This is a genomic window from Actinomadura sp. NTSP31 (assembly GCF_041951385.1).
Taxonomy (GTDB): Bacteria; Actinomycetota; Actinomycetes; order Streptosporangiales; family Streptosporangiaceae; genus Spirillospora; species Spirillospora napierensis.
This window is the reverse complement of record NZ_JBGNUT010000052.1, coordinates 13,839-40,165: the sequence shown is the minus strand read 5'-3', so window position 1 is coordinate 40,165 and position 26,327 is coordinate 13,839. Positions and strand designations below refer to the sequence as shown.

The window sequence follows — 26,327 nt, the reverse complement described above, 5'->3', positions numbered from 1 at the left end:
GCCGACGGGTGTCTCGCCCCCGTCGGCCGCCCCTCCTCGCCGCGTCCGGCCGGTTGCTCACTGGCGGGGTTCTGACGGTGCCTTGCGGGGCATCAGCGCGACGACCGGGAGGCTGAGGGCGGTGACGGCCAGAACGACGATCAGGCTGACCTTCATCGCATGAGCCAGTCCGGAGGTCGCGGCTTGGAAGAAGATCGAGGTGACCGCGGCCGAGCCGATCGCTGAAGCGAGTTGCTGGATCGAGCTGAACGAGCCGCTGGCGCCGCCCGCCTCGTCAGGGCTCGCGTCGCCGAGAGCGACGACGGGGATCGTGGCGAAGCTGAGGCCGATGCCGACGCCGATGACGAAGAACGCCGGGGCCAGCGCCCAGAGGCTGATGTTCGTCCCGGAGTGAACGACGAGGGCCAGAACCCAGCCGCAACCGACGAGGTCGACGGTGAGACCGATGAAGACGAGCCGGCGACCGTGCTCGGCGACCAGGCCGCCCATGGCGGCGAACCCGGCGGCGACGAGCCCCAGGGTGAGCGGCACCATGCCGAGCGAGGTGTCCCTCGGGCCGACGTGCAGCCCCTCCTGCAGGAACAGCGACAGCACGAAGAGCAGACCCGTGCCGGCGGCGACGGCGACCAGGCACACGAGCAGCCCGGACGTGAAACCCCGGTTCTTCATGAGCGAGGGTTGGACGAGCGGGTGGGTCGCGGTGCACTGACGGTAGGCGAAGGCGGCGAAGAACAGGACGCCGACAGTGATCGAGGCGACAGGGACGGCGCTCCAGCCGTTGGTCGAGCCCTCGATCAGGCCGTACAGCAGCCCGAGCATGGTGACCGCGAGCAGGCCGGAGCCCCAACCGTCGACGACGGCGGACCGGTCACCGTCGCCGTCACGCGGCAGGATCTTGGCGGCCATGACCAGCCCGACGATGCCGAGGACGATGTTGGCGAGGAAGATCGGGCGCCAGGACAGACCGAACAGGTCGGCGCTGATGATGAATCCGGCCAGCACCGGGCCGCCGACACTGGAGAGGCCGAGAACCGGGCCGAACAGACCGAAGGCCTTGGCGAGCATGTCGCGGCTGAACTCCTTCGTCATGATCGCCATGCCCTGCGGAATGAGCAGCGCCCCGAACGCTCCCTGCGCGACCCGAGCGGCGATGAGCAAGGTCGGGTCGGGTGAGAACCCCGCGACTGCCGATGCCAGGGTGAACCCGCTCATGCCGATCAGGAAAAGCCTGCGCTGGCCGAACTTGTCGCCCAGCCGTCCGCCGACCACGAGCAGGACGCCCATGGCGAGCATGTACGCCGGTCCCAGCCACTTGATCAGACTCTCACCGCCGTTGAGCTCGGCGGCGATGGTGGGGGCGGCGATGTTCGTGACCGTCGCGTCGATCACGTCGAGTGCGTCGGAGAGCAGCACCAGTCCGAGGATCGCCCACGTCAGGCGGCTGGAGCGGCGTGTGATGACTGTGCTCGGCTCCGTCAAGGTCGTCATGAGGAAGGTCCTTCTCGGCTCCGTGGGGCGCCCTTCTTGGGCGGCCTCTCATCCCTCCTACGAACACCCCTGACCCGATCCGACAGCGCCTTCGAATCTTTTCCGGAACGTCAGGCGGGAGGTCGTACGCGGAATGCGCGCGAAGCGTCGGCCGGGGCCCGGCCGACGCTTCGCGCGCGGATTTGGAATCCCGGCTACCGCAGTTGGTCGCGGCGGCGGGTCAGGTAGGCGGTCTCGGCGGTGTTGCCCGCCAGTTCGATGGCTTTGTCGTAGGCGGCGCGCGCTTGCCGGCTGTGGCCGAGGCGGCGTAGGAGGTCGGCGCGGGTGGCGTGGTAGGCGTGGTAGGCGGCGAGGGTGTCCTGGAGCTGGTCGATGGCTGTGAGTGCGAGGTCGGGGCCGTGGAGTTCGGCGATGGCGATGGCGCGGTTGAGGGTGATGATGGGTGAGGGGTCCAGGTGGAGGAGTTGGTCGTAGAGGGCGACGATCTGTGACCAGTCGGTGTCGGCTGCGTCGCGGGCGGAGGTGTGCACGGCGTTGATCGCGGCGAGGATCTGGTAGCGGCCGGGGGCCGTGCCGGTGGCGGCTGCGGCGAGACGTTCGCGCACCAGCCGGTGCCCTTCGGCGATCAGGGCGGTGTCCCAGGTTGCGCGGTCTTGTTCGGCGAGGGTGACCAGTTCGCCGTCGGGTGAGATGCGGGCGGTGCGGCGGGCTTCGGTGAGCAGCATCAGCGCCAGCAGTCCGGCTGCTTCGCCGTCGTGGGGGAGGAGGGCGCGGATGAGGCGGGTGAGGCGGATCGCCTCGGCGGTCAGGTCGTGGCGTAGCGGGTCGGTGTCGGGGCCGGTGGCCAGGTAGCCCTCGTTGAACACCAGGTACAGCACGGCGAGGACGCCGGTGACGCGTGCGGGGAGATCTTCTGCGGAGGGCATCCGATAAGGGATGCGGGCTGCTTTGATCTTGGCTTTGGCGCGGGTGATCCGCTGTTCCATGGCGGTTTCGCGGACCAGGAAGGCGCGGGCGATCTCGGGCACGGTCAGGCCGCCGAGCATGCGCAGGGTCAGTGCCAGGCGGGCTTGCATGGCCAGGGCGGGGTGGCAGCAGGTGAAGATCAGCCGGAGCCGGTCGTCGTCGATGGCGCCGGCGGGCTCGGGCGGGGCGTCGTGGTGCACCATCTGAGCCTCCCTGTGCTTGTCGTCGCGTTTGCTCTCCCGCCGGATCCGGTCGATGGCCTTGCGGGGGCAGCGGCCACCCGGGCCCACTCCTCGTGGTGGGCCCGGGTGATGGCTTGCCGGACGTCGAACCCCGCTCACACGTCCAGAAATGGCCGCACCTCGACCTTCCGGTAGCAGGCCTTCGAGCTGATTCAGCTCACCAAGACCATGACCGAGTGCACCTAGCCCGCGTTTCGGACCTGCGGCCCGACGCCCTCGGGGATCTCGCCGTGGACGTGCGGGGTGTACACGAGCTTGTGCGTCCGGCCGTCGAGCACGGTCGACTCGATGAGCTCCAGGTCGAACTCCGCCCCGCCGTGGAAGAGCGCCGCTTCGCCGGCGCGCCCCGAGATGGCGGGGAACATGATGACTTCGAGCCGGTCGACGAGGCCGGCAGCGAGCAGAGCGCGGTTGAGCGAGATGCTGCCGTGCGAACGCATCGGGACGTCCGTGGTGCGCTTCAGGCGCTCGATCGCCGTCACCGCGTCCTCGTTGAGGACCGTCGAGTTCTGCCACCCGAGCGGGTCTTCGAGCGTGCTGGAGAACACGATCTTCGGCAGCTCGTTCAGGCTGTCGTAGTAGGGCTCGTCGAACAGGCCCACGAACTTCCGGAACTGCCGGAACGTCGTCGCGCCGAAGACCAGCACCTGGTCCTGGGCGAAGGTGCGGACCCGGTCCTCGATGAGCTCGGGGCCTTCCTTCCCCCAGTAGCCGGGCCAGCCCTTGGCCATGCCGTAGCCGTCGAGGCTGCAGAAGAAGTCGACGGTGAAGGTGGTGCTCATGGTGCTGCTCCTCTTCTTGTGCCGCCTCCGTCGGGCGGCTTCATCACTTCTACGAACACCACCGACCCGATCCGACACCGTCTTCGAATTAATTTGTCCGGAGCGCCGCGGCGGTGCGGGACGCCTGCGTGGCGACGCCCGCGATACTCGACGTGATGAACGAGCCGCCGCCGGCCAGGTCGCCGACCACGTGCACGCGCGGGTCGGCGGGGACCACGCCACCGGACGGGTGGAGAGTGGCCAGACCGGCGTCCATCAGTGATCGGACCAGGTGCCGGGCCGCGCCCGGGATCGCTTGTGCGGGCGCGTTCACGGCGTTGACGACGACATGCGCGGTGCGTTGCCCCTCGGCGTCCCGCACCCGGAAACGCCCGTTCACCGGCTCGACCGCGGTGACGCCGGAAGAGACGGTGAGCTGGCCGGAGTCCAGGAGCCGCATCAGGATGGACGCGTTCACCGGAACCATGGGCGAGGCGACGCTCGTGGCGGTGCGGCGGTGGCGCCGCAGCCGAGCGCGGTCGGGTTCGCGCAGCAGGCGCCAGGCGTAAGGCCCGACCGTGTGCGCCGTCTCCTGCAACACGCGGCGGCCGATCCGGGGGTCGTCGACTGCGGCGATCTGCTGCCGGAGGCGCTGGACCGGATCGTCCGTCCGAGTGCTGCGAAGTTGCTCCGCGAGTTCGTCGAAATCTTCTCCCGCGTCGGCCATTTCAGTGCGCAGCAGGCCGACGAGGTCGTCGAGCGCGAGATACCCCTGGGCGCCGTGCAGCTTCGCCGCCTGCTCGACGGTCACGTGTGCGGGACTCCGACCGTCCGGGCGCTGCCAGACGTACGGGAGCACGCCGCTGCGGGACAGGAGCGTGATCCGTCCCGGATACCCGTGCGCGGCGAGCGCCACGACGACATCGACGGCGGTCAGGCCGCTGCCGATGACCGCCACATCGTCGCCGTCGGCGATGTGGTCAAGCGTGTCGGCGAGCGGATACGGGTCGGCTGTGAAGCCTGCTTCACCGGTGAGTCCGTACAGGTCCGGGGGCGTTCCCCCACCCGTGCACAGCGCCACGCGGTCTGCCTCGTACTCGTGCCCGTCGTCCGTGCGCAGGACCAGGCGCGTGCCGGACCGGACGACGGCGTCCGTCACCCGTGCGGCCACGACGCGCACGGGCCGGTCCTGTTCGGCGAGAGCCGCCACGGCCTTCTCCGCGGAGTGGACCAGGTACTCGCCGTAGAGCGCGCGCGGGATCAGCGGCTGGCCGAGGAGCGGGTCGAGGTGCTCGGCGCCGCGTTTTCCGAGCCAGGCCGCGAAGTGGCCGAAGTCGCCGGCCCGGGCCGACATGAGGGCGGGTGGTGTGTTGACCAGCACCGCATCAAGGTCCGGGCCGTACGGTCGCCCCCGCCACAGGTGCGGCGACGGCTCGAAGACGGTGATGGTGCCGGTTCCGCCCACTGCGGCGTTGCCCTCGGTGGCGGCGAGCGCGTCCAACAGGGCGACGGCTGCCGCTCCTCCCCCGACGATCGCGATGTCCATGATCTCCCTCTCCGGTGGTCGTGTGCCACCGACCCTGCTCACCTTCGCCGGGGCGCCCCATCCCCGCTTCCCGGGAGATCCGTGGGGAACGTCCCCCTCAAACGAGGGGTTACGTGCTGTGGGGCGACAGAGCAGGCTGTGGAACCGGAAGGTGCATGAACCGGAGCGGGCGGCGGGCGGGCCGATCAGTTGAGGAGACGCGCATGACCGATCGGCACCGACCAGTGCTGGCGGCCGCCGAACAGGCCGCCGACGCCCTGGAACTGTTCGGCCGCGTCTCGTCCCGGCTGCGGCGGCTGGTGCCGTTCCACTCGGCCGTGTGGACCGCCGCCGACCCGGAGACCGGCCTGATCACCGCACCGATGCTGGTGGAGAACCTGGGCTCCGGCGAGGGCTGCGCCGCCTACTGGAAAAGCGAACTGCTGGAGGAGAACGTCCTGCCGTTCCGCGACTTGACCCGCGCCTCCGTACCGGCGGCCGGGTTGCGCGCGGCCACCGGCGACCTTCCCGCCCGCAGCGCCCGGTTCCGGCGCCTGCTGCAGGACCAGGGCGTGCACGACGAGCTGCGCGCCGTGCTCCGGATCGGCGACCGGCCGTGGGGCCTGGTGAGCCTGTTCCGCACCACCGACGCTTTCCGCCCGCAGGAGACCGCGCTGCTCGCCGGCCTGTCCCGCCCGCTGGCCGAGCGGCTGCGGACGTTCACCCGGCCGCCCGCGTCCGCGCACGGCACCGATTCCCCGGCGTCCGGCCTGATCCTCTTCGACGAGTCCGGCGAAGTCACGTCGGCCAACGACGAGGCGAGGCACCACCTCGCGCGGCTGCCGAAGGGGCCGTCGTTCCCCACACCGCTGGGGCTGGAGTTGCCGATCTGGGTGCTCGGCACGGTGCTGCAGGCACGCGCCGTCACCGACGGCTGGGACCGCGGCAGCGCCCGCGTGCGCATCCGGACCACCGAGGGGCGCTGGCTGACCTGCCACGCCTCCTGCCTCACCGGACCTGGCGGCAGGCCGGGCCCGGTGGCCCTCGTCATCGAGCCCGCGACAGCCGCCGACCTGGCGGCGCTGGTCGCCGAGGCGTACGGCCTGACCTCGCGGGAGCTCCAGATCACCCAGCTCACCGCGCGCGGGATGACCACCGCCGAGATCGCCGCGGCGCTGTTCATCTCGCCGCACACGGTCCGCGACCACCTCAAGACGATCTTCATCAAGGCCGGCGTCTCGAGCCGGGGCGCACTGGTCGCCCGCCTGTTCACCGACCACTACTGGCCCGCGCTGCCGGAACCGACACCGGTCCGGCGCCACGGGCAGCCGCCTGCCCGGGCCCGGATCGTCTAGGGATCTGGTAGCAACCGCCCGAAGTCTTCACGACCCGTGACGACCTCGGTCACCAGACCGTTGTGCGTCGCGGCACCGTCCAGAGCCTGGAAGTGCGCCTCGGCTCCGGATTCGTCGACAGACCAGGCCAGCGGCCCTGATGTGGGCCGACGACCGCGGCAGGCTCTGCCCATACCGGGGCCGGGCGTACGGGTGCCGGCGCTGCTCGCCGCAGGCGGAGCTGCTGCGCTTCCTCGCCCGCTGAGCGATGGCGCGCTCCCCGGGCCGGGAGTAGGGTCTGCCGTGAGTGTCTAGGGTTCCGCCGCCCGGCCGACCGGGCGGGGCCGGTCCGAGCGACACCACCGGCGGTCGCCGAGGGCCGCGGGTCAACTGAAGGGACAAAAGCCTGGAGGTCGCGGTTCCCGCGAGCGCGGGAGCCGGAGAGGCCTTCCATGCTGGTCCTGGCCATGTTCCTGGCGTTCGCCCTCGCCTGGCTGTCGGCGATGGGCGGAGTCGGCGGCAGTGTGCTGACGCTGCTGGCGTTCACCGCCCTGTTCGGTCTCCAGACGGCACTGCCCGTGCTCGCGCTGACGCAGCTGGCCGGCAACGGCGGCCGCGTGTGGTTCAACCGGCGCGACGTCCAGTGGCGGATCATCGGCCGGTTCGCGGCCGGAGCCGTCCCCGCCGCGCTGGCCGGGGCGTTCCTGCTTCCGTACGCACCGGTCGGGCCGCTCAAGCGCTGCCTGGGGGCGTGGCTCGTCGCCATGCTGGTCCTGCGGCGCTGCCGGCCGGCGCCGCGCCCTCCCGCCGACGGGACGTTCACCGTCATCGGCGCGGGCACCGGACTCGGCTCGTCCCTCCTGGGCTCGGCGGGACCGCTCGCGGCGCCGTTCTTCCTCGCCCGGGGCCTCACCGGCGGCGCGTACATCGGCACCGAGGCCACCGCGTCCCTGACCGTCCACCTGAGCAAGGTCGCCGCCTACGGCACCGGCGGCCTGCTGCCGCCGCGCGTGCTGCACCTCGGCCTGGTCCTCGCCCCGGCCGTCATCGCCGGCGCCTGGTGCGGCAAGAGGACGGTCGCGCGGATGAGCCCCCGGGCCTTCGCCCTGGTCATCGAGACCGGTATGGTCATCGCCGCCGTCTCGTTCCTCGCCGGCCTGTGAGGGGGACGGCGCGGTGCACCGTCGCTGGTCGGTGCAGGCGGGCCCGCACATCGCCGCGACACCCCGTGCTCACTGGGCGGCGAAACTGGCGTCTCGGTCGTTCTCTCCGAATATGATCATTTGTGGCGGCGATGAGCGATGAGCGGGAGGTCCTGGTGTCCGAGCGTGCCCGGAAGGCATGGGAGGTGCCGAGCGCGGTGTCCCGGCCGGTCGCCGAGACGGTGAAGATCGACACGACGGTCGCGCACTCGGCCCGGATGTACGACTACTACCTGGGCGGCAAGGACAACTACCAGATCGACCGGGAGACCGCGGAGGTCGCCGCGCGCAGCTGGCAGGCCGTGCGGGTCGCCGTCCGGGAGAACCGGGCGTTCCTGGCCCGGGCCGTCCGGCACCTGGTCCGCGAGCAGGGCATCACCCAGTTCCTCGACATCGGTGCCGGGCTGCCCAGCGCCGGCAACGTCCACGAGATCGCCCAGGCGGAGAATCCCGCCTGCCGCGTGGTCTACGTCGACAACGACCCGATCGTGCTGGCGCACGCCCGCTCGCTGCTCATCGGGACTCCCGAAGGCAAGACCGCCTACGTCCACTCGGACCTGCGCGAGCCGGACACGATCCTGGCCGACCCCGCCGTCCGCGGCACCCTGGATCTCGACAAGCCGGTCGCGTTGATGCTGGTGGCGATCCTGCACTTCATCGTGGACGAGCAGCATCCCGAGCAGATCGTGCGGAACCTGCTGCAGGCCCTGCCGCCGGGCAGCTTCCTGGTCGCCTCCCACGTCACCCCCGAACACGACCCGGACGGTGTGCACGGCCTGGAGCAGGCCTATCGCAACGGCGGCGTACCCGCCCAGGCCCGCACCCGGGACAGCTTCACCGCCCTGGCCTTCGACGGCCTGGACCTGGTGGACCCCGGGGTGACGCTGGTGTCGGAGTGGCGTCCAGACGACGACGGTCCCCGCCCGCCTGCCGACCAGGTCAACTGGTACGGCGGTCTGGCACGCAAACCCTGACCGCCGGGCTCTCGGGGCGACCGGCCCGCACGGTCGGCTCCAGACGTCAGTTCAGCCGGTCCAACTGCCGCCGTACCTCGGTGGTCAGCGGATCGTCCGGGCCCAGCGCGCGCTCGCACCGCTCCAAGGTGACGTGGAGGAGGTCCATCGCCGCGTCTTTGCGTCTGCGGGACGAGGCGTAGAGCCGGGCCAACGCGTACATCGCCGCCAGCGTTTCGGGGGCCTCGGGGCCGTTCACGTGTTCGCGGGCCCGCACGGCCGCTCGTACTTCTGCCGGTTTGCCGCGGTGCTCGGCGAAGTCGCAGGCCGCGATCAGCTCGTTCCGTACGTGGCCGGTGTCGGGGTGATCGGCGCCGAGTGCCCGTTCGGACAGGTCCAGCGTCCGGTCGAGCAACTCGAGCGCCGGTACCACGCGGGAGCTGAGCAACTGCGCCATGCCCAGCGCGCAGGCCGTGCGCAGGGCTTTCGGGTGGTCCGGTCCCTCAGTGCGTTCCACCTCGGCCAGCTCTGCCTCCAGGGCCTTGGCCTCGTCGCGGACCAAACCCAGCAGTCCGCGCGCGTTGGTCAGGTCGTCGCGCGCCCGGCGGCTGGCCGGATGGTCGGGACCGAGTACCCGGGAGAGATGGGCGGAGGTCTGCGTGAGCAGTGTCAGGGCCGCCACCGGCCGCCCGACCGCCAGATACGCCTCCGCGACACGCTGACGCAGTTGCAACGTCGCGGTGTCGTCGGCGGGCAGCACCGCCTCGTGCGCCGCGAGCGCCTCCTCGTACAGCGGAAGGGCGTGGTCGGGCATGCCGGACTCCCAGTAGCCCTCGGCCGCCTTGTAGCGTCTGCCGCGCAGTTCGGGGTGGTCGGGCAGCTGAGACGGCGGCGGTTCGGGCCGGGACGCGGCGGCCTGGTCCGCCTCGGCCTCCGCTTGCGCCACGAGCGCGGCGGTCTTGCCGTCCAGGCCGTAGGGGTTGTCGGCGCTGATGGGGAACCGGCGGCCGACATAGCGGGTGCGCGAGCCGGTCAGCGACCTGCCGAGGGTGATGATGCGGAAACGTCCCATCGGCCAGACGGGAATCAACAGGACGCAGAAGTACAGCCGCCTGACGACGGACCCGCACCGCGTGCAGGGATCGTCCGCGCCGTAGAAGCGGGTGCCGATCCCGTTGACGGTCGTGGCGTCCGGGGCCGCCCACGCGATGGTCTCGTCCGTGCACGGTCCGCAGAACGGATGCACGCCCTGCCGGACGTCTTGGTCGGTCGGTGGTTCCATGTCCCTCCTTGACCGGCGCAGGCCCGGTGGTCGCCCGTCTGGCCGTCAACCTAGCCGCGATCGCCCGGGACCGGTCCCGGATCGGGATGTTCGGAGACGGCCGAGCACCCGTGCGGCACGCGGGGAGTGCGCCGGCGGCCCGGCGGTCACGTTCCGGTCAGTCCGACCCAGCGGCGATAGGCGTCCGCGTCGACGTTGCCGCCGCACACGATGGTGACCACGTGCCGGCCGGCGAAGCGGTCGCGGTCTTCGAGCACCGCCGCGACGCCGAGCGCGGCCGACGGCTCGACGACCAGTCCGGCGCGGTCGAGCAGCAGCCGCATCCCGGCGATGATCGACGCCTCCCGGACCAGGACGGCGTCGTCGGCGACCAGGAGGAGGTCGTCCAGGACGGCCGGGATGGGGCGCCGGCCGGCGACGCCGTCGGCGATGGTGTCGGTCGAGTCGGTGGTGACGACGCGCCGCCGGTGCCACGAGTGCGTCATCGCCGGGGCGCCCAGCGGCTGGACGCAGATCACCTCGGCTTCGGGCGCCGACTCCTTCAGCACGTGACCCACGCCGGTGGCCAGCGCCCCGCCGCCGAGGGCGATCAGGACGGCGTCGAACGGCGGCGCGGCGTCGGCCAGTTCCAGGCCGATGGTCGCCGCGCCCTCGCAGGTCTCGAGGTCCAGGCTGTCCTCGACCAGCCGGATGCCGTCGTGCCGCGCGATGGCCGCCGCCCGCTCGCGGGCCATGTCGAAGTCGCCGTCCACCAGTTCCAGCCTGGCGTCGAGGGCGCGGATGCGGTCGAGCTTGGCGGCGGGCGCGAAGCGGGACGCCACGACGGTGACGTCGAGCCCCCGGCGGCGTCCGGACCAGGCGAGGGCTTGGCCCAGGTTGCCCGCGCTGGCGCACACCGCGGCGCGCGGGCCGTTGCCGGCGAGCAGGCTCGCGACGACCTCGGTGCCGCGGGCCTTGAAGCTGCGGACCGGGTTCGCGGTTTCGAGCTTGATGCTCACCGCGCATCCGAGGCCGGGTTCCAGCGCTTCGCAGCGGTACAGCGGGGTGTCGAGGAAGACCGGGTCGATCGTCCGGCGGGCCGCCCGGATCCGGACGGTGTCGAGGCGCGTCTCCTGCACGGCACAGGAGCGTAGTAGGCGAAGGCGCATCCATTTACTTACCAGTCGGTCAGTAATACGGTGGTGCGGGACGGCGCCCCCCGCGCCCGGTCCCCGCCTGAACGTCGCCGAAGGGAGGCAGCGTGAGCGCGCTGCTGGAGAGCTATGCCGCCGGACGGTGGTTCCGGGACGCCGGCGACGGCGACCCCCTGCTGGACGCCGCGACCGGCGAGGAGGTCGCGCGGTTCGGGCGCCGGGGGCCGGACGTGCCCGCGATGGTGCGGCACGGCCGGGAGGTGGGTGGTCCCGCGCTGCGGGCGCTGACCTTCCATGAACGGGCCGCTCTGCTGAAGGCGCTGGCCAAGCACCTGTCCGCGGGCAAGGAGGAGCTGTACGCCCTGTCGGTGCGGACCGGCGCCACCGCGCGCGACACCGCGGTCGACGTCGACGGCGGCATCGGCACGCTGTTCAGCTACGCGAGCAAGGGCGTGCGGGAGCTGCCGAACGACACGGTCGTCCTGGACGGCGGCGTGGAGCGGCTCGGCAAGGGCGGCACCTTCGTCGGCCGGCACCTCTACGCGTCCCGGCCGGGCGTCGCGGTCCAGATCAACGCGTTCAACTTCCCGGTCTGGGGGATGCTGGAGAAGCTGGCTCCGGCGTTCCTGGCCGGGCTGCCCTCGATCGTCAAGCCCGCGGGCCAGACCGCCTACCTCACCGAACTCGCCGTCCGGCAGATCATCGCGTCACAGATCCTGCCCGAGGGCGCCCTGCAGCTGCTCGCCGCGGGCCCTGGAGGGCTGCTGGACGCGCTGACCGTCCAGGACTCCGTCGCCTTCACCGGTTCCGCGCGCACCGCCGGGATCCTGCGCCGCCACCCGAACGTGCTGGACGGCGGCGTCGCCCTGGGCGTCGAGGCCGACTCCCTCAACTGCTCGATCCTCGGCCCCGACGTGCGGCCGGACGATCCGGAGTTCGAGCTGTTCGTCAAGGGCGTCGTCACCGAGATGACGGTCAAGGCGGGACAGAAGTGCACGGCCATCCGCCGGGTGATCGTCCCCGCGGCGATGGCCGGCCGGGTGACCGAGGCGCTCGCCGCGCGGCTGGCGAAGGTGACCGTCGGCGACCCCCGCGACCCCGGGGTGCGGATGGGCGCGCTCGCGAGCCTCGGCCAGCGCGACGAGGTGCGCAAGGCCGTCGAGGCGCTGCGGGCGGGCGCCGACGTCGCCATCGGCGACCCCGCCGGCGCGGGTCCGGTCATGGGCGACGCCGAGCATGGCGCCTTCATGACCCCGCTGGTGCTGCGCGCCCGGCCCGGTGCCGCCGAGCCCCATGACGTCGAGGCGTTCGGCCCGGTCAGCACCGTGCTCGCCTACGGCGGCCTGGACGAGGCGGTGGCGCTCGCCGCGCGGGGCAGGGGAAGCCTCGCCGCGTCCGTCGTCACCGGCGACCCGGACGTCGCGCGGACGGTCGTCCTCGGGCTCGCTCCCTGGCACGGCCGCGTCCTGGTGCTGGACCGCGACGACGCCGAGGAGTCCACCGGGCACGGCTCGCCGCTGCCCGTGCTGGTGCACGGCGGCCCGGGACGGGCCGGCGGCGGCGAGGAGCTCGGCGGGATCCGCGGGGTCCTGCACCACATGCAGCGCACCGCCGTCCAGGCGTCCCCGGACAAGCTCACCGCCGTCACCGGGCAGTGGACGACGGGCGCCGCCCGCTCCGAGTCCGGCGTCCACCCGTTCCGCAAGTCCCTGGCGGACCTGCGGATCGGCGACACCATCGCCTCCGCGCCGCGGACGGTGACGCTGGAGGACATCGGCCACTTCGCCGAGTTCACCGGCGACACCTTCTACGCCCACACCGACCCCGAGGCCGCCGCGCGCAACCCGCTGTTCGGCGGCATCGTCGCGCACGGCTACCTGGTGGTGTCGCTGGCCGCCGGCCTGTTCGTCGACCCGGCCCCCGGACCGGTCCTGGCGAACTTCGGCGTCGACGCGCTGCGCTTCCTCACCCCGGTCAAGGCCGGCGACGCCATCGAGGTGGCGCTGACCGTCAAGCAGATCACCCCGCGCGCCGGCGCCGACTACGGCGAGGTGCGCTGGGACGCCGTGGTCGGCAACCAGGACGGCCGCCCGGTCGCCACCTACGACGTGCTCACCCTCGTCGCCAAGACCTGGCCCGCGGCCTGAGCGGCGGTCATCGCGCCGGCGGCGTTGGCGCCGGGCTGCGGGTACGCGCCGGCCGTCAGGCGCCCGCCGCCGGTGCGGTGTGGACGGAGACGGGACGGGTGGCCGCGTCGTAGGCGGCCCGGGAACCGGTGGCGCCCATGCCGCTGTCGCCCGCCGGCTCGTACAGCCGCTCGGGACCGCCGCCCTGCCACTGGTTCACCCACACGACGCCGGCGGGGATGCGGTGCGCGGCGGCCATGTGCTCCGGGTCGTCGGTGTAGACGGTGGCGGCGAGGCCGAAACGCGTCTTGGCCGCCTTCGCCAGCCCGTCCTCGAAGGAGGGCACGACCATCACCGGGGCGAGCGGGCCGAAGGTCTCCTCGGTCATGACGAGCATGGAGTCGTCCACGCCGGTGAGGACGGTGGCGGGGTAGAAGAACCCCGTGCCCCCGGGCGCCCTCCCCCCGGTGCGGACGGTCGCGCCGCGCTCGACGGCGTCGGCGACGTGGCGTTCCACGAGGTCGCGCTGCCGCTGGTCCACCAGCGGGCCCAGGACGGTGGTCGCGTCGCGTCCGTCGCCGAGGGCGTAGGTCCCGGCGATGTCCACGAGGGCGTCGATGAACTCCTCGGCGACGTCCTGGTGCACGTAGATCCGCTCCATGGACGTGCAGATCTGCCCGGAGTTGGCGAACGCGCCGAACGCGACCGCCGCGGCGGTGGCGGCCGGGTCGACGCCGGCGTCGACGACCACGGGGTCCTTGCCGCCGAGTTCGAGGATCGAGCGGTGCAGCAGGGCGCCGCTCTCCCGGCCGACCTGGCGGCCGGCCTCGACGGACCCGGTGAAGTGCACCAGCCCGATCCGCTCGTCGGCGACGAGCGGCACGCCGGCCCGCGAGTCGCCGTGCACGAGGTTCACCACGCCGGGCGGCAGGTCGGCCAGCTCCAGCAGCCGCACCGCCGACATCGGGGACCGCTCCGACGGCTTGATCACGACGGTGTCGCCCGCGGCGAGCAGCGGGCCGATCGCCCCGAGCGTCATGGGCACCGGGAAGTTCCACGGCACGATGACGGCGGCGGCGCCGAGCGGCTTGCGCAGGATCGTGGTGCTGCTCCCGTCGGGGGCGGCGACGGTCTCCTCGAACGGGTAGTCCAGGGCCTCGGCGGCGGCCGCCTTGAGCAGTTGCGCGGCGCCGCCGATGAAGCCGGTGCCGAGGGCGACGGGCTTGCCCATCTCGCGGCACTCGATCTCCGCGAGCTCGGCGGCGTGCTCGGCGACCGCGTCCGCCCACCGGGTCAGCCGCGCCACGCGTTCGGCGACGGGCAGCGCCGCCCAGGCCGGCTGGGCTGCGACGGCCGCGTCCACGGCCAGCCGGACGTCCTCGGGCGAGCCGCTGGGGCAGCGGGCGGCGACCTCCTCGGTCGCCGGGTCGACCACCTCGTGGAACGCGCCGCCGCGGGAGTCCTCCCAGACGCCGCCGATCAGGTTCTGCAAGGTCTTCACAGGTTGGTGCTCCTTTGCCGGGTCGGCGAGCGGTCAGCCGAGGCGGTCGGCCATCAGCTCGCCGAGCATGATCGATGCGAGGTTGGTGTTGGCCCGCGGGACGGACGGGAAGATCGAGGCGTCCACCACGCGCAGGCCCTGCACTCCGCGCACGCGGCAGGACGGGTCGACCACCGCGGAGTCGTCGCCGGCCGCGCCCATCCGGCACGTGCTGGTGCCGTGCTGGGCGTCCACCGCGGTCGCCAGCAGCAGATCGTTCAGCTCGGCGTCGTCGTCCAGCACCGCGAACAGGCGGTCGTTGGCGGCCCCGACCGACCCGGCGACGACGGTCGCGGCCTCGGGACCGCGCGCCATCTCCGCCAGGGCGCGGACGCCGTCGCGCAGCCGGGCCAGGTCGCGGTCGTCCGACAGCATCCGCTCCCGGACCTCCGGCTGGACCCGCGGGTCGGCGGACGTCAGCGCCAGCACGCCGCGCGAGTGGCTCTGGTTCAGCCACACCCCGAAGCCGCCCACCGGGAACCGCGTGTCGGCGCTCTCCATCGACAGCACGTTCATGTTCAGCGACACGAACATCATGTCGTGGGGCGTGCCGCCGGGCGCCCCGCTGCTCCAGCGGACGCAGACGTTGGTGTGGCGGTCGTCGGCCGTCTTGACCGCGGCCTCCGCCGTCAGCGGCAGCCCGACGACGATCATCGGGTGGTCCTGCATGCCGCGGCCGACCGGGAGGTCGGCCCGCACCCTGATGCCGAGGCGGCGCAGGTCGTCCGCCGGGCCGATCCCCGACCGCATCAGGACCGCCGGTGAGTGGATCACTCCGGCGCTGAGCACGATCTCGTCGGCGTACTCGGTCACCTGCGTCCCGTCCGCGACGACCCGGACGCCGACGGCCCGATCCCCCTCGAACACGACCCGGTCGACCAGGGCGTCGCCGCGGACGGTGAGCCCGGGCAGCGACCGGGCCGGCTCGAGGTAGCCGTCGTTGACGGTGACCCGGCGCCCGGCCCGGGAGTTGATCGGGTACGGCGAGACCCCGGCCGCGCCGGGCGCGTTCACGTCCGGCGCCCAGGCGTGCCCGGCGGCCCGGGCCGCCGCGGACAGCGCCGCGTCCACCCCGCCCCACCGCTGCTGCGGCATCCGGAAGATCGGGGTGGGGCCGCCGCGCCCGTGGTACGGCTCGTCCCCGAACTCCTCGTCGTCCTCGAGCCTGGCGAAGTAGGGCAGGACGTCCTCGGGCGACCAGCCGGCGCACCCGGCGGCGGCCCAGTCCGCGAAGTCCTCCATCGGCGGCCGGATCGCGATCTGGCCGTTGACCGACGAGCTGCCGCCCACGCCGCGGCCGCGCCAGTACGGGGCCTGCTGCTGCTTCTCCGTCCGGGCCGAGTCGACGCCCTCCCAGACCAGGCCCGCGACGGCGGCGGGGTCCATCAGCGCGCGGGCGGGGTTCGGCGACCGCCACGCCTCCGGCATCTGCGCCGACCGGTAGTCGGGCCCGGCCTCCAGGAGCAGGACGCGCCTGCCGCGCCCGGCGGAACGGGCGGCGAGGGCCGCCCCCGCGGACCCCGCTCCCACCACGATGACGTCCCAGCCCGTGTCCGGCACGGCGAACCTCCTGCGTTCGGCTCGGGAGCGCGGATCCGGGGATGTCCGTTCCGCTGCTGGCCGGTAGACTGCCTTCACAGGTGAAGTTCAGTCAAGAGTGAACTTTCATTTTAATCTGATCGATTGGAGTCCGGTGGTGCCCAGCCGTGTCGGCGCCGATCCCTCCGGCGATGCGAACTCCCTGATCGACGACTTCGGCCTGCACATCGGCCGCGCGATGGGCTGGCCCCCGATGGCCGGGCGCGCCGCCGGCGTCCTGATGCTCAGCGAGGACCCCCTGACGATGGCGCAGCTCCAGAGCGCGCTGAACGCGAGCAAGGGCTCGATGTCGGAGATGACGCGCCTGCTCGTGCTGAGCGGGACCGTCCGGCGGTTCAAGCAGCCGGGTTCCCGCCAGTTCGTGTACGAGTGGCGCGACGACGCCTGGATCGGCTGCCTGCAGCACCAGCTCGAGGGGACGACCGGCCTGCTGGCGCTGGCCGAGAGCGCGCAGGCACGCGGCACGGACCTCCCCGACCGGCAGCGCGCACGCCTCCGCGAAATGCACGAGTTCTACACCTTCATGGTGCAGCGCTTCGAAACACTCCTCAGCGAATACAAGGCATCCCACCAAGCCGACTGAGCACGACCGTCCAACACCTTTCATCGGGATCGTAGCCGTCCTGACCAGCAATAATATGTCTTCTGATATTGGTAGTGCAGTGATATCAATATTGGACACGTGGCCGTTCGCCCTGATCTGCTCTGCGGTATGCCGACCTCACAGCATTTCCGCAGGATCACTGCGATCGCCCTCTCCGCCGCCTCGGTTCTGGCCGGCCTCACCGCCTGCGGGTCCGACGGAGGCGGCGGAGAGCGCGTCGCTCCGCGGAGCGACGTCGCCTCGCTCGGCGGGCAGTCCGGCCTGCGGCCCGCGGCGTCGCAGGCGGCCGTCGATAAGCGGCTGAGCGCGCTCGAACGGTCCCGGCGAGACCGCATCGGCGCCTACGCGCTGAACACCGCGACCGGGCGTTTCGTCGCCTACCGCGCCGACGAACGATTCCCCTTCGCCTCCACGTTCAAGGCCATGGTGTGCGGCGGGATTCTGCAGAAGGCGCACCGGTCCGACCCGGGCCTGCTGCATCGGGTCATCCGCTACGGCAAGAGCGATCTCGTGGACAACTCGCCCGTCACCGAGAAGCATGTGAACAGCGGCATGACCGTTTCGGCCCTGTGCAAGGCGGCGATCACCCAGAGCGACAACACGGCCGGCAATCTGCTGCTCAAGCAGCTCGGCGGTCCGGCGGGCGACACCGCCTTCCTCCGCTCGCTCGGCGACGGGGTCACCCGGCACGACCGCTGGGAGACCGACCTCAACCTGTGGAAGCCGGGGTCCGTCCTCGACACCACCTCCCCGCGCGCCTGGGCCGGCGACCTGCGCTCCCTCACCGCGGACGACACGCTCGTCCGCGCGGACCGCGACCGCCTGGTCGGCTGGATGAAGCAGACGCGGACCGGCGGCAACCGCATCCGCGCCGGCCTGCCGAAGAGCTGGACGGTCGGCGACAAGACCGGCACGGGGATCGGATACGGCACCGCCAACGACATCGCGATCGCCTGGCCCCCGTCCGGGGCGCCGCTGATCATCGTGATCACGACGAACCGCCTCGGCGCGGACGGCGGGGCCGACGAGCCCGCCATCGCCGAGACCGCCGGAATCCTCGCCAACGCGGTCGGCTGAGCATCGGACGGCGGTGTGCGCGCTCGCTATGCGCGTTGCGCGGCCTTGGGGCGGGCGCGCAGGTGGGCGCGCTCGCCCTGGCTGCCGAAGAGGACGAGGAACTCGACGGGTTCGGCGTCGACGGCGCCGAACCAGTGCGGCAGGCGCGTGTCGAACTCGGCGGCCTCGCCCGGTGCCAGCTCCAGGTCGTGCTCGCCGAGGACGACGCGCAGCCGCCCGTTGAGGACGTAGAGCCATTCGTAGCCCTCGTGCGTCTGCGGGGTGGGCTCCCGGCGGTCGCTGCCGGCCGGGATGACGAGCTTGTAGGCCTGGATGCCGCCGGCGCGGCGGGTCAGCGGCAGCATGGTCATGCCGTTGCGGACGACCGGGCGCAGGTGGACCCGCGGGTCGCCGGTGGGCGGGGCGTCCACGAGCTCGTCGAGGGTGACGCCGTAGGCCTTGGCCAGCGGCAGCAGCAGTTCGAGGGTCGGGCGGCGGGCGCCGGACTCCAGCCGCGACAGGGTGCTCACCGAGATGCCGGTCGCCGCCGACAGGTCGGTGAGCGTGATCTCCCGCTGGTTGCGCAGGGCGCGCAGCCGCGGGCCCACCGCGTCGAGGGCCTGGTCCAGATCGTCGTCCATGCCCACCAGTTTGCCACATCGGCAAAGATGTTTGCGGATTCCGGCGGCGCCTTCGCATAGTGGCGGCGGAGGTGGTCGAGATGACCGAACAGCTGAGGGACCGCTATGACGTGGTGGTGATCGGCGGCGGTGCCGCGGGACTGAACGGGGCGCTGATGCTCGCGCGGTCGCGGCGGTCGGTCGTGGTGCTGGACGCGGGCTCGCCGCGCAACGCGCCCGCCGAGGGGGTGCACGGGCTGCTGGCCCGGGACGGGATGCCGCCGGCCGAGTTGCTGGAGCGCGGGCGGGTGGAGGTCCGCCGCTATGGCGGGCAGGTGGTGGCCGGGACGGTCACCGGCGCGGCACGGGACGCCGGGGGCTTCACCGTCGCCCTGGAAGGCGGGCGGACCGTCCGGGCGCGCCGGCTGCTGGTGACCACCGGGCTGGTCGACGAGCTGCCGGACGTGCAGGGCCTGCGGGAACGGTGGGGGCGGGACGTGGTGCACTGCCCGTACTGCCACGGCTGGGAGGTGCGCGACCAGGCCATCGGGATCCTGGCCGGCGGCCCGATGTCGATGCACCAGGCGCTGCTGTTCCGGCAGCTGAGCGCCGATGTCGTGTTCTTCGCCCACACCGCTCCCCCGCCCTCGGGGGAGGAGGCCGAGCAGCTCGCCGCCCGCGGCGTCCGGGTGGTGGAGGGCAAGGTGGTGGCCCTGGAGATCGCCGGCGACCGGATCGCGGGCGTGCGGCTGGCCGACGGCTCGGTCGTCGCGCGCGACGCGCTGGCGGTGGCGCCGCGGATGGTCGCCCGCGCGGACTTCCTGGCGGGGCTCGGCCTGCGGCCGGCCGAGCACCCGTCCGGGGCCGGCGAGCACGTCCCGTCCGACGCGACGGGCCGCACCGACGTGCCGGGGGTGTGGGTCGCCGGCAACGTCACCGACCTGACCGCGCAGGTCGGCGCCGCCGCGGCGGCGGGCGCGGCGGCGGGGGCCCAGATCAACGCCGACCTGGTCGCCGAGGAGGCCCGGCAGGCGGTCGAGGCCCGCCGGGCCCCGTTCTCGGCCGAGTCCGAGGCGCGCGTCTGCGAGGCGGTGCTGGGCGACCGCCGCCACGGCCTGTGACCTGAGCCGGTTGCGCCCGAAGGCCTCCCCGTGCAATCTTGGAACGACTGTTCCGAGATTGTGCGGGGAGGCGCGAGCGGATGCCCGACGTCAAGCACTTCGATCCCGACGCGGTGCTGGACCAGGTGGTGCGCCTGTTCTGGCGGCGCGGCGCCGCGTCCACCGGCATCGCCGAGGTGGTCGCGGAGACGGGGATCAGCCGGTCCAGCCTGTACGCGACGTTCGGCGGCAAGCGGGATCTGTACCTGGCGGCGCTGCGCGGCTACGTGGAGCGCCATTCGCGTCCGGTGTTCGACCGGCTCGCGGCGGACGAGCGGGGCCTGCCCGCGATCGCCGGCTTCTTCGGCGGGCTCATCGCGGCCCGGTGCGCGGGCGAGCACGCGCGCTGGGGATGCATGGTGTCCAACGCGCACGCGAGCCTGGACGGCGCCGAGGACGACGACGTCAAGCAGGTCCTGGACGCCCACCACGACGGGCTGTGCACGGCGATGCGCGCCGCCCTGCGGGCCGCCGGCCGGCGCGGGCAACTGCGTCCCGGCCTCGACCTGGAGGGCGCCGCGCAGACGCTCGCGCTGCTGGCCTACGGCGTGAACCTGCGGTCGCGGGCCGGCGCGTCCCCGGCCGCGCTCACCGCGGCGGTGGACGCCGCCCTCGCCTCCCTGACCCCCGATGAGGAGAACCGATGACCGAGTTCGCCGTGTACGACGAGACCGACGCCCCCGAGGCCGCGCGCCCGCATCTGGAGGCGGCGAAGAAGCGGATGGGGTTCGTCACCACCCTGAACGGGGTGATGGCCGAGTCGCCCGAACTGCTGGCGGGGTACAACGCGCTGTCGGAGCTGTTCGGCAGGTCGTCGCTGCCCAGGAACGCCAAGCACGTCGTGTGGATCACCGCCAGCGTGCTGAACGGCTGCGAGTACTGCGTGGCCGCCCATTCCACGCTCGCGCTGCGCTCGCGCGTCCCGGCGGAGGTCGTCGAGGCGCTGCGCGAGGGCCGGTCGCTGGACGACCCGGCGCTGGAGGCCGCCCGCGTGTTCACCACCGCGATGGTCGACCAGCGCGGGTGGGTCGGCGACGAGCGGGTCGAGGCGTTTCTCGCCGCCGGGTACACCCGCCGGCAGGTCCTGGACGTCGTGCTCGGGATCGGCATGAAGACGCTGTCGAACTACACCAACCACATCGCCCACACCCCGCTCGACCCCGCCTGGAAGGACCAGGAATGGACGGCGCCCGCCACGACGTGACGACCGCGCGGCGCCCCCTCAGCGCACCGAGGCGCTCCGGTGCGTGGTGGCCAGCAGCCGGAGCGCGGCGTGCGATGGGGAGTCCTGCTCGACGGTGTGGGCGATCAGCGCCTGGTCGGGGTCGTCGGGCAGGCGGAGCGTCTCGAAGCCGAGTTCGAGGGCGCCGACGGCGGGGTGCCGGTAGACGTACCGGCCGTGGGTCTTCTCCTTCAGGCCGTGCTCGGCCCAGATCTCGCGGAACTCGGGGCTGGCGGCCGACAGCTCCTCGACCAGCGCGGCGGCCGCGGGGTCGCCGGGATGCCGCCCGATGTCCAGCCGCAGGTAGCCGACGATGTCGGCGGCCTTGGCGCGCCAGTCGGCGTACAGGCCGCGCATGCCCTCGTCCAGGAACACCAGCCGGGCGAAGTTGCGCTCTTCGGGCGGCAGCGCACCGAAGTCGGTGATCAGCGCGGCGGCCAAATCGTTCCAGGCCAGCACGTCGGTGTAGCGGCCGACGACGTAGACGGGCACGTCGGGCGTCGACTCCAGCAGGCGCCGCAGGCCGGGCCGGACCCGCTGGGACTCGTGCGCGGGCGCCCCGGCGGGTTCGGTGTAGGGGCGGGCCAGGCGGTACAGGTGGCCGCGTTCGACCTCGTCCAGGCGCAGGGCGCGGGCGACCGCGTCCAGGACGGCCTCGGAGAACTGCAGGGTGCGGCCCTGCTCCAGCCGGACGTAGTGGTCGACACTGACGCCGGCGAGCCGGGCCAGCTCCTCGCGGCGCAGGCCGGGCACGCGGCGCCGTCCGCCGTAGTCGGGAAGTCCCAGTTCCTCGGGCTTCAGCCGGGCCCGGCGTGAGCGCAGGAACTCGCCGAGTTCCGCTCGCCTGTCGAGTGCCATGCCCCGATTATCCCTGCCCCGCGGCGGCCGGAGTGTGGTCACGCCGTGCCTAGGCTCCGGCCGCCACTGGGTGCGGCCGCCCCCGCCGACCAGAGTGATCACCACGAACTCCCGCAACCGGAGGAAGAAAGATGATCACTACGCGTCCGCTGGGAAGCACCGGCATGGACATCACGGCCGTCGGGTTCGGTTCCTGGGCGGTGTCGGGGCCGGGCTGGCGGTTCGGCTGGGGCGCCACCGACGACGCCGAGTCGGTCGCGGCGATCCGGCACGCGGTCGGCTCCGGCGTCAACTGGATCGACACCGCCGCGGTGTACGGGCTGGGCCACTCCGAGGAGCTGGTCGGCAAGGCCATCGCGGACCTGCCGGAGGCCGACCGGCCGTTCGTCTTCACCAAGGCGGGCCTGGTCTGGGACCCCGCCGACCCGCAGGCCGCGCCGCGCCGCGTCATGCGGCCGGACGGCGTCCGCCGCGAGGTCGAGGACTCGCTGCGCCGCCTCGGCGTCGAGCGCATCGACCTGTACCAGGTGCACTGGCCCGACACCGGCGAGTCGCTGGACTACGCCGGCGACGGCTCCGGCGCGGTGTCGCCGAACGCGACGCCGCTGGAGGAGTACTGGCAGGTGATGGCGGACCTGAAGGCCGAGGGGAAGGTCCGGGCGATCGGGCTGTCCAACCACTCCCCCGACCTGCTGGAGCGCGCCGAGAAGGTCGCGCACGTGGACGCGGTCCAGCCGCCGTTCTCGGCGATCAACCGGTCGGCGGCCGGGGAGATCGCCTGGGCCCGCGCGCACGGCACCGGCGTGATCGTCTACTCGCCGCTGCAGTCGGGCCTGCTGACCGGCGCGTTCTCGGCCGAACGGGCCGCCGCGCTGCCCGCCGACGACTGGCGCGCCTCCCACCGCGACTTCACCACCGGGCTGCCGGCGAACCTGCGGCTGGCGGACGCGCTGCGCCCGATCGCCGAGCGGCGCGGCGTGACGGTCGCGGAGGTCGCGATCGCCTGGACGCTGGCATGGCCCGGCGTCACCGGCGCGATCGTCGGTGCCCGCAAGGCCGAGCAGGTGGACGGCTGGATCGGCGCCGGTTCGGTCGAGCTGACGCCGGCCGACCTGGAGGAGATCGCCGCGGCGATCACCGCGTCCGGCGCCGGCAGCGGCCCCGCCCGCCCGTGAGCCCGTCACCGCCTGAGAAGAGAGGACGCATCATGTCGCTGACCGTCGTCGCCGAATGCCTCGCCGCGCCCGGCCGGGAGGACCGGCTCCGCACCGCCCTGGAGGCGATGATCGAGCCGTCCCTGGAGGAGCCGGGGTGCCTGTCCTACCGTCCCTACGCCGACCCGAACCGGCCGGCCCGGATGGTGGTCGTCGAGGAGTGGACGGGCCCCGGCGCGCTGGAGGAGCACTTCGCCACGCCGCACTTCCGGCATGTCGAGCAGGTGCTCGGGGAGATCCTCGCCGAGCCGATGACGATCCGGCGGCTCGTCCCGGCCGGATGATCCCGCCCGGACCCGCTGCGCCCGCGCCGGTCAGGCCACCAGAAGGCCGGCGCGGGCGGCGGCGCACGCCGCCGCGGCCGCCCGCCCGGCCACCGCCTCGTCGACCGGCTCGCCGCTGACGAACAGCCGGTAGTACAGCGGTGCGACGGCGAGCCGGACGACCTCGGCGGGGTCGGTTCCGGCCGGAGCCTCCCCGCGTTCGATGGCGCGCTCGACGATGGCGGCGGACTGCTCGTGGCGCCGCGCGAAGAACCGGTGCAGGGCGCGTGCGGCGTCGGGGCTCTGCGCCGCGGCCTGCACGAACGCGCGAGCGACCGGCCCGGCCGCCGGGTCGGTGAAGCCGGTGAGGACGAGCCCGGCGAGCGCGTGCAGGTCGCCGTCGAGGGTGCCGGTGTCGGGGACCGGCCACGGCTCGCCGGCGGCGAGGTCGAGGGCGTCGGCGATGAGGCCGTCGGCGTCGGCCCATCGCCGGTAGAGGGTGGTCTTGTGGACGCCGGAGCGGGTGGCCACGCCCTCCACGGTGAAGCCGGCGTAGCCGCGTTCGGCGAGTTCCGCCAAGGTGGCCTCGCGGACGGCGGCGCGGACGCGCGCGGTGCGGCCGCCGGGCCGCACCGTTCCCGGTCCGGTGGTCATCGGCGTGCCCCCGAGTGTCCGATGCGCTGCACGCACCGATCGTAACGCAACTTCGGTTGCGTTAGTCTCGGCGTCCGGCGGAAAGAAGTGGGACGAGGGGGGACCATCCATGCCGCAGGGTTCGCGTGCCATGATCAGGGAGTTCACCGTCAGCGGCCCCGAGGCGGGCCCTTACGGGATAACCGCCGGACCGGACGGAGCCTTGTGGTTCACGCTGGTGCATGAGGGGCGGATCGGGCGGATGGAACCGGGCGGCGAACCGGGCTTCCATCCGGACGACCCCGTCCAGGCCGGGCCGATGAACATCACCGCGGGCCCGGACGGCGCGCTGTGGTTCACCGGGTTCCGCGGCGACCGCATCGGCCGGATCGACACCGGCGGCCGGGTGACGCAGTTCGAGGTGCCGCCCGGCGGCCCGTGCGGGATCGCCGCCGGACCCGACGGCGCGCTCTGGTTCACCCTCATGCACACCGGCCGGATCGGCCGCATCACCACCGGCGGCGAGGTCACCGGGTTCCCGCTGCCGGTGGAGGGCGCGCTCCCGTCCATGATCACGGCCGGGCCGGACGAGGCGCTGTGGTTCACCCTCAACCAGGGCAACGCCATCGGGCGGATCGCGCCGGACGGCGACGTCGCCTTGCACGCCCTGCCGACCGAGGGCGCCGCGCCGGTGGGCATCACCTCCGGCCCGGACGGCGCGCTGTGGTACGCCGCGATCGGTACCGGGCAGATCGGCCAGATCACCACGGACGGCAAGGTCACCGAGTTCCCGCTGCCCGACCGGCGGGCCCGTCCGCACGCGATCGTCGCCGGCCCCGACGAGGCGCTGTGGTTCACCGAGTGGGGCACCGCGCACGTCGGCCGCATCACCCCCGAAGGGCGCATCGACGAGCATCCGCTGCCGACGCCCGGCTGCGAACCGCACGGCATCGCCCTCGGGCCGGACGGCGCCCTGTGGGTCGCGCTGGAGACCGGCGGGATCGCCCAGGTCGTCCCCGGCTGACCCGTCCGCAGCGGGTCGCGCCGAACCGCACCGGGCGCGGCCGATCATGGTTCGGGCCGCGGCGAAGCGTCCGCGGGCCACCGTGAGGGCATGAGACCGACGAGCCGCACCAGCGACCGCTCCACCGCCGAGACCCACGAGACAGGCGAGACCGGACCCGTTCCCCGGCGCGGGGCCATGCTCGCCATCCTGTGCGCCGGGATGTTCCTGGTGCTGCTGGACGTGACGATCGTCAACGTCGCCCTGCCCGGGATCGGCCGGGCGCTCGGCACCGGGCTGCCCGGCCTGCAGGGCGTCGTCGACGGGTACGCGGTCGCGATCGCCGGGCTGCTGCTGGGCGGCGGCGCGCTCGGCGACCGGATCGGGCACCGCCGGATGACGCTGATCGGGCTGGGGCTGTTCGGCCTGGCGTCGCTGGCGTGCGGGTCCGCGCCCGGCGCCGGGCCGCTGATCGCGGCGCGGGCGGTGCAGGGCGCGGGCGCGGCGCTGCTGCTGCCCGGCAGCCTCGCGGTCATCACCGCGGTGTACCCGGGCCGCGCCGAGCAGGCGCGGGCGCTCGGGGTGTGGGCGGGCATCTCCTCGACGGCGCTGCCCGCCGGGCCGCTGCTCGGCGGGATGCTGGTCGACTCGGCCGGCTGGCGGTGGATCTTCCTGCTCAACGTGCCGGTCGTCGCCGCGGCGATGGCGGGCGTCGCGGCGGTCGTCCGCGAACCGCACCGGGAACGGGCCGGCGGAGCGCGTCCGCCGCTGGACCGGGCCGGGATGGCGCTGGCCCCGCTCGCCCTCGGCGGCCTGGTGTGGACGGTCATCGCCGCAGGCCACGGGCACCAGGGCGAGGCCGCCGCGACGGCGGCCGCGACGGTCGTCGCGGCGGCGGGGTTCGTGTGGGCCGAGCGCCGCGCGGCGGCGCCGATGGTGCCCGGCGGGCTGCTGCGCGCCCCGGCGTTCCTCGGCGCCAACGGCATCGCCCTGGCGATGAACCTGGTCACCAACGGCGTGCTGTTCGTCGCCACGCTGAAGCTGCAGCAGGGCGAGCACCACTCGGCGTTCACCGCCGGGGCGCTGCTGCTGCCGATGGCGGTGCCGCTGGCGCTGCTCGCGCCGGTCAGCGGGCGGCTCACCGCCCGGTTCGGCACGCGGCTCCCGCTCGGCGCGGGCACCGCGCTGGCCGCCGCGGGATGCCTGAGCCTGCTGCGGGTCGGCGCGGGCGGCTCCTATCCGGCACTGCTGCCCGCGCTGCTGGCGATCGGGATCGGCGACGGCCTCATCGTGACGGCCGTGGTCGCGGCGGCGATGCGCGCCGTCCCGCCCGCGCACGCGGGCCTGGCGGGCGGCTTCAACAACACGGCCCGGCAGGTCGGCACGGCCCTCGGCGTCGCGGTGTACGGGGCGGTCGCGGGGTCGGCGCTGACGCCCGGGTCCTTCGTGTCCGGCGTGCACGTCCTGGCGTGGGTGAGCGTGGGGCTGTGGCTGGCCGCGCTCGCACTCACCCGGATCGTCCCGAACCGCTGAAATTCGGTTG

Annotated in this window: 23 protein-coding genes and 1 pseudogene; 13 read left to right on the top strand and 11 right to left on the bottom strand. The window is 73.3% G+C overall.

The genetic code is table 11. The features are described 5' to 3' along the window. Positions 1-57: 57 nt before the first annotated feature. The 4 genes from ACA514_RS46530 to ACA514_RS46515 all read right to left on the bottom strand — a co-directional run bounded on the left by ACA514_RS46530 (position 58) and on the right by ACA514_RS46515 (position 5,003). Positions 58-1,488 carry an MFS transporter gene (locus ACA514_RS46530; protein WP_375047949.1) on the bottom strand — a complete coding sequence of 477 codons (1,431 nt, stop codon included), beginning with the start codon at positions 1,486-1,488 and terminating at the stop codon, positions 58-60. Positions 1,489-1,682: 194 nt separating this feature from the next. Next, positions 1,683-2,657, bottom strand: coding sequence for an RNA polymerase sigma factor (locus tag ACA514_RS46525; RefSeq protein WP_375047948.1), 975 nt, complete (start codon positions 2,655-2,657; stop codon positions 1,683-1,685). Between the two features lie 221 nt (positions 2,658-2,878). Further along, on the bottom strand, positions 2,879-3,478 hold the full coding sequence (locus ACA514_RS46520; RefSeq protein ID WP_375047947.1) for a dihydrofolate reductase family protein: 600 nt from the start codon (positions 3,476-3,478) through the stop codon (positions 2,879-2,881). An 88-nt stretch (positions 3,479-3,566) separates the two neighbouring features. After that, a complete protein-coding gene (locus ACA514_RS46515) occupies positions 3,567-5,003 on the bottom strand; it encodes an FAD/NAD(P)-binding protein (protein WP_375047946.1) in 1,437 nt (478 codons plus the stop codon). Between the two features lie 203 nt (positions 5,004-5,206). Here ACA514_RS46515 and ACA514_RS46510 point away from each other — a divergent pair, with 203 nt between their 5' ends. The 3 genes from ACA514_RS46510 (at position 5,207) to ACA514_RS46500 (ending at position 8,492) form a co-directional block, all read left to right on the top strand. Next, positions 5,207-6,337: a LuxR C-terminal-related transcriptional regulator gene (locus ACA514_RS46510; protein WP_375047945.1), complete on the top strand. Its 1,131-nt coding sequence runs from the start codon at positions 5,207-5,209 to the stop codon at positions 6,335-6,337. A 431-nt stretch (positions 6,338-6,768) separates the two neighbouring features. Then, on the top strand, positions 6,769-7,479 hold the full coding sequence (locus tag ACA514_RS46505; protein WP_375047944.1) for a TSUP family transporter: 711 nt from the start codon (positions 6,769-6,771) through the stop codon (positions 7,477-7,479). A gap of 131 nt (positions 7,480-7,610) precedes the next feature. Beyond that, positions 7,611-8,492 (top strand): SAM-dependent methyltransferase, encoded by an 882-nt coding sequence (locus ACA514_RS46500; RefSeq protein ID WP_375047943.1) that lies wholly within the window; start codon positions 7,611-7,613, stop codon positions 8,490-8,492. A gap of 46 nt (positions 8,493-8,538) precedes the next feature. On the opposite strand, the gene ACA514_RS46495 is transcribed toward ACA514_RS46500, so the two are convergent. Further along, positions 8,539-9,753, bottom strand: coding sequence for a tetratricopeptide repeat protein (locus ACA514_RS46495; protein WP_375047942.1), 1,215 nt, complete (start codon positions 9,751-9,753; stop codon positions 8,539-8,541). A 146-nt stretch (positions 9,754-9,899) separates the two neighbouring features. Continuing rightward, positions 9,900-10,871: a threonine/serine dehydratase gene (locus ACA514_RS46490; protein ID WP_375047941.1), complete on the bottom strand. Its 972-nt coding sequence runs from the start codon at positions 10,869-10,871 to the stop codon at positions 9,900-9,902. A 122-nt stretch (positions 10,872-10,993) separates the two neighbouring features. Between ACA514_RS46490 and paaZ the strand changes: the two genes are divergently transcribed. Beyond that, a complete protein-coding gene (gene paaZ, locus ACA514_RS46485) occupies positions 10,994-13,033 on the top strand; it encodes a phenylacetic acid degradation bifunctional protein PaaZ (protein WP_375047940.1) in 2,040 nt (679 codons plus the stop codon). 55 nt (positions 13,034-13,088) lie between these two features. Here the strand turns inward: paaZ and ACA514_RS46480 are convergent, their stop codons facing one another. Together ACA514_RS46480 and ACA514_RS46475 are read right to left on the bottom strand one after the other, a co-directional pair. Then, positions 13,089-14,513 (bottom strand): aldehyde dehydrogenase family protein, encoded by a 1,425-nt coding sequence (locus ACA514_RS46480; RefSeq protein ID WP_375047939.1) that lies wholly within the window; start codon positions 14,511-14,513, stop codon positions 13,089-13,091. Positions 14,514-14,546: 33 nt separating this feature from the next. Beyond that, positions 14,547-16,112, bottom strand: coding sequence for a GMC family oxidoreductase (locus tag ACA514_RS46475; RefSeq protein WP_375047938.1), 1,566 nt, complete (start codon positions 16,110-16,112; stop codon positions 14,547-14,549). A 136-nt stretch (positions 16,113-16,248) separates the two neighbouring features. On the opposite strand from ACA514_RS46475, the gene ACA514_RS46470 reads away from it, so the two are divergent. Both ACA514_RS46470 and bla read left to right on the top strand, forming a co-directional pair. Continuing rightward, a complete protein-coding gene (locus ACA514_RS46470) occupies positions 16,249-16,734 on the top strand; it encodes a GbsR/MarR family transcriptional regulator (RefSeq protein ID WP_375047937.1) in 486 nt (161 codons plus the stop codon). A gap of 223 nt (positions 16,735-16,957) precedes the next feature. Next, positions 16,958-17,832: pseudogene (gene bla, locus ACA514_RS46465) on the top strand (class A beta-lactamase); the annotation flags it as partial. A gap of 26 nt (positions 17,833-17,858) precedes the next feature. Here bla and ACA514_RS46460 read toward each other — a convergent pair. After that, positions 17,859-18,452, bottom strand: coding sequence for an XRE family transcriptional regulator (locus tag ACA514_RS46460; RefSeq protein ID WP_344274412.1), 594 nt, complete (start codon positions 18,450-18,452; stop codon positions 17,859-17,861). A gap of 80 nt (positions 18,453-18,532) precedes the next feature. Between ACA514_RS46460 and ACA514_RS46455 the strand changes: the two genes are divergently transcribed. The 3 genes from ACA514_RS46455 to ACA514_RS46445 all read left to right on the top strand — a co-directional run bounded on the left by ACA514_RS46455 (position 18,533) and on the right by ACA514_RS46445 (position 20,795). After that, positions 18,533-19,552: an NAD(P)/FAD-dependent oxidoreductase gene (locus ACA514_RS46455; protein ID WP_375047936.1), complete on the top strand. Its 1,020-nt coding sequence runs from the start codon at positions 18,533-18,535 to the stop codon at positions 19,550-19,552. An 80-nt stretch (positions 19,553-19,632) separates the two neighbouring features. After that, positions 19,633-20,238, top strand: coding sequence for a TetR/AcrR family transcriptional regulator (locus ACA514_RS46450; RefSeq protein ID WP_375047935.1), 606 nt, complete (start codon positions 19,633-19,635; stop codon positions 20,236-20,238). Then, on the top strand, positions 20,235-20,795 hold the full coding sequence (locus tag ACA514_RS46445; protein ID WP_375047934.1) for a carboxymuconolactone decarboxylase family protein: 561 nt from the start codon (positions 20,235-20,237) through the stop codon (positions 20,793-20,795). The genes ACA514_RS46450 and ACA514_RS46445 overlap by 4 nt, the downstream gene beginning before the upstream one ends. Before the next feature lie 18 nt (positions 20,796-20,813). Here ACA514_RS46445 and ACA514_RS46440 read toward each other — a convergent pair whose 3' ends face one another. Further along, entirely contained in the window at positions 20,814-21,671 is an 858-nt protein-coding gene (locus tag ACA514_RS46440) for a helix-turn-helix transcriptional regulator (protein WP_375047933.1), read from the bottom strand. A 131-nt stretch (positions 21,672-21,802) separates the two neighbouring features. Here ACA514_RS46440 and ACA514_RS46435 point away from each other — a divergent pair, with 131 nt between their 5' ends. Next, positions 21,803-22,846: an aldo/keto reductase gene (locus ACA514_RS46435; protein WP_375047932.1), complete on the top strand. Its 1,044-nt coding sequence runs from the start codon at positions 21,803-21,805 to the stop codon at positions 22,844-22,846. Between the two features lie 32 nt (positions 22,847-22,878). Continuing rightward, positions 22,879-23,169 carry a putative quinol monooxygenase gene (locus ACA514_RS46430; RefSeq protein WP_375047931.1) on the top strand — a complete coding sequence of 97 codons (291 nt, stop codon included), beginning with the start codon at positions 22,879-22,881 and terminating at the stop codon, positions 23,167-23,169. 30 nt (positions 23,170-23,199) lie between these two features. Here ACA514_RS46430 and ACA514_RS46425 read toward each other — a convergent pair whose 3' ends face one another. Continuing rightward, positions 23,200-23,802 carry a TetR/AcrR family transcriptional regulator gene (locus ACA514_RS46425; protein WP_375047930.1) on the bottom strand — a complete coding sequence of 201 codons (603 nt, stop codon included), beginning with the start codon at positions 23,800-23,802 and terminating at the stop codon, positions 23,200-23,202. A gap of 130 nt (positions 23,803-23,932) precedes the next feature. Here ACA514_RS46425 and ACA514_RS46420 point away from each other — a divergent pair, with 130 nt between their 5' ends. Both ACA514_RS46420 and ACA514_RS46415 read left to right on the top strand, forming a co-directional pair. Next, positions 23,933-24,805, top strand: coding sequence for a virginiamycin B lyase (locus ACA514_RS46420; RefSeq protein WP_375047929.1), 873 nt, complete (start codon positions 23,933-23,935; stop codon positions 24,803-24,805). Between the two features lie 90 nt (positions 24,806-24,895). Next, positions 24,896-26,317, top strand: a complete 1,422-nt coding sequence (locus ACA514_RS46415; RefSeq protein ID WP_375047928.1) for an MFS transporter — start codon at positions 24,896-24,898, stop codon at positions 26,315-26,317. The last annotated feature ends 10 nt before the right edge of the window (positions 26,318-26,327 follow it).

Bases quoted from the DNA above. Each gene is read 5' to 3' on its own strand.
- ACA514_RS46445 (WP_375047934.1), top strand. From the start codon at position 20,235: ATGACCGAGTTCGCCGTGTACGACGAGACCGACGCCCCCGAGGCCGCG.
- ACA514_RS46415 (WP_375047928.1), top strand. From the start codon at position 24,896: ATGAGACCGACGAGCCGCACCAGCGACCGCTCCACCGCCGAGACCCAC.
- ACA514_RS46495 (WP_375047942.1), bottom strand. From the start codon at position 9,753: ATGGAACCACCGACCGACCAAGACGTCCGGCAGGGCGTGCATCCGTTC.
- ACA514_RS46500 (WP_375047943.1), top strand. From the start codon at position 7,611: ATGAGCGATGAGCGGGAGGTCCTGGTGTCCGAGCGTGCCCGGAAGGCA.
- ACA514_RS46435 (WP_375047932.1), top strand. From the start codon at position 21,803: ATGATCACTACGCGTCCGCTGGGAAGCACCGGCATGGACATCACGGCC.
- ACA514_RS46460 (WP_344274412.1), bottom strand. From the start codon at position 18,452: ATGGACGACGATCTGGACCAGGCCCTCGACGCGGTGGGCCCGCGGCTG.
- ACA514_RS46505 (WP_375047944.1), top strand. From the start codon at position 6,769: ATGCTGGTCCTGGCCATGTTCCTGGCGTTCGCCCTCGCCTGGCTGTCG.
- ACA514_RS46455 (WP_375047936.1), top strand. From the start codon at position 18,533: ATGACCGAACAGCTGAGGGACCGCTATGACGTGGTGGTGATCGGCGGC.
- ACA514_RS46430 (WP_375047931.1), top strand. From the start codon at position 22,879: ATGTCGCTGACCGTCGTCGCCGAATGCCTCGCCGCGCCCGGCCGGGAG.
- ACA514_RS46510 (WP_375047945.1), top strand. From the start codon at position 5,207: ATGACCGATCGGCACCGACCAGTGCTGGCGGCCGCCGAACAGGCCGCC.
- ACA514_RS46440 (WP_375047933.1), bottom strand. From the start codon at position 21,671: ATGGCACTCGACAGGCGAGCGGAACTCGGCGAGTTCCTGCGCTCACGC.
- ACA514_RS46420 (WP_375047929.1), top strand. From the start codon at position 23,933: ATGATCAGGGAGTTCACCGTCAGCGGCCCCGAGGCGGGCCCTTACGGG.
- ACA514_RS46525 (WP_375047948.1), bottom strand. From the start codon at position 2,657: ATGGTGCACCACGACGCCCCGCCCGAGCCCGCCGGCGCCATCGACGAC.
- ACA514_RS46520 (WP_375047947.1), bottom strand. From the start codon at position 3,478: ATGAGCACCACCTTCACCGTCGACTTCTTCTGCAGCCTCGACGGCTAC.
- ACA514_RS46530 (WP_375047949.1), bottom strand. From the start codon at position 1,488: ATGACGACCTTGACGGAGCCGAGCACAGTCATCACACGCCGCTCCAGC.
- ACA514_RS46425 (WP_375047930.1), bottom strand. From the start codon at position 23,802: ATGACCACCGGACCGGGAACGGTGCGGCCCGGCGGCCGCACCGCGCGC.
- ACA514_RS46450 (WP_375047935.1), top strand. From the start codon at position 19,633: ATGCCCGACGTCAAGCACTTCGATCCCGACGCGGTGCTGGACCAGGTG.
- ACA514_RS46515 (WP_375047946.1), bottom strand. From the start codon at position 5,003: ATGGACATCGCGATCGTCGGGGGAGGAGCGGCAGCCGTCGCCCTGTTG.